At 66.4% G+C, this 1,047-nt stretch carries 1 protein-coding gene and 1 pseudogene; both read left to right on the top strand.

The annotated features are described in order from the left end of the window. Nucleotides 1-128 precede the first annotated feature (128 nt). Nucleotides 129-482 carry a hypothetical protein gene (locus G020_RS0114570; RefSeq protein ID WP_024330103.1) on the top strand — a complete coding sequence of 118 codons (354 nt, stop codon included), beginning with the start codon at nt 129-131 and terminating at the stop codon, nt 480-482. Further along, nucleotides 479-1,047 (top strand): annotated as a pseudogene (locus G020_RS0114575) (hypothetical protein); the annotation flags it as partial. The gene G020_RS0114570 and the pseudogene G020_RS0114575, both read left to right, overlap by 4 nt.

A 1,047-nucleotide genomic window follows, 5' to 3' on the forward strand; every position in this document is an offset into this window, starting at 1 on the left:
GAACGCCGAAGGGCCCAGGCCCGCTTCCCCTGGCGAAATCAACGCTGCCGGCTCACCCCGCAGATCGGCCGCATCGGCATGGACGCCTACCGCCAGCAGCAGGCCCGGCTCCAGCCGGACCCGGCGGCATGATGAACCCCTTCGTGATCGGCCGGCGCCAACTGCTGCCACGGGAGAGCGCCGTGCGTTTTCTGGTCCGGCGCCGGGTCGCCGAGGAGCAGGTCGAGATGGGCGGCGTCTCCGTCTCGTCCAGCGCCCGATTGCGGATCGCCCTGCAGGCGCGCATCCAGTGGGAGGGGGGCGAGATGGTCCTGCCCACCCCGGCGCTGACGCAGTACGAGCCCTACCGGGACGGCGAGCATGGCGAGCCACCGGGTCGAGCGCAGCGCACGGTCAACAATCCCTTTACTGCGCTCGTCAAACAATTGACCGGGCGCTCACAGGACCCGCTGTACTGGCACATCCAGGAGTTCGACGTATGAGCCGCCCCGACCCCTCCGGCGACTACGGCCCCGGGGCCTATCGCTCGGATGCCATCCCGCCGCTGCCCGCCCCGCCGAGGGCGCGGGACCGCTTCGGCGAGACCCTGCTGCCGTTCGGCGACTACGCCCATATCGACCCCCACCAGCGGGTACTGGAAGACGCCGAGTTCGTGCAGCACCAGGAACAGCAGGACCCGGAGTTCTACCAGTCGGACGACTGGTGGTGGGATCACGAGCGGATCCGCTTCCTGAAAAGCCAGCTGGGGCTTTCCGTGCTGATACTCGCGGTTCCGGTGGTCTATGTTTTCGCCCTGCTGGCCATTCCGCTTTTCATTACAGATCAGATACGCGACCCTCTGTTTGAGTACAACGAGTCACTAGCACCCACGGTAATCTTCTTTATTCTGGGGGCCGGCGTTCTGGGCGCACTAGTGATCGGTGCCTACACCACCCAACCCCTGATGATCGGCCTGATCCACCTCGGCGCCTTCCTGCTCAAGCCGTTCCACGGGGTCATCGCCGCCCGCAGCCAGCGCTACCTGGACAACCGCAGCAGCGAGTTCAA

It is taken from the genome of Thioalkalivibrio sp. ALR17-21, from assembly GCF_000420185.1.
Taxonomy (GTDB): Bacteria; Pseudomonadota; Gammaproteobacteria; order Ectothiorhodospirales; family Ectothiorhodospiraceae; genus Thioalkalivibrio; species Thioalkalivibrio halophilus.

Bases quoted from the DNA above. Each gene is read 5' to 3' on its own strand.
- G020_RS0114570 (WP_024330103.1), top strand. From the start codon at position 129: ATGATGAACCCCTTCGTGATCGGCCGGCGCCAACTGCTGCCACGGGAG.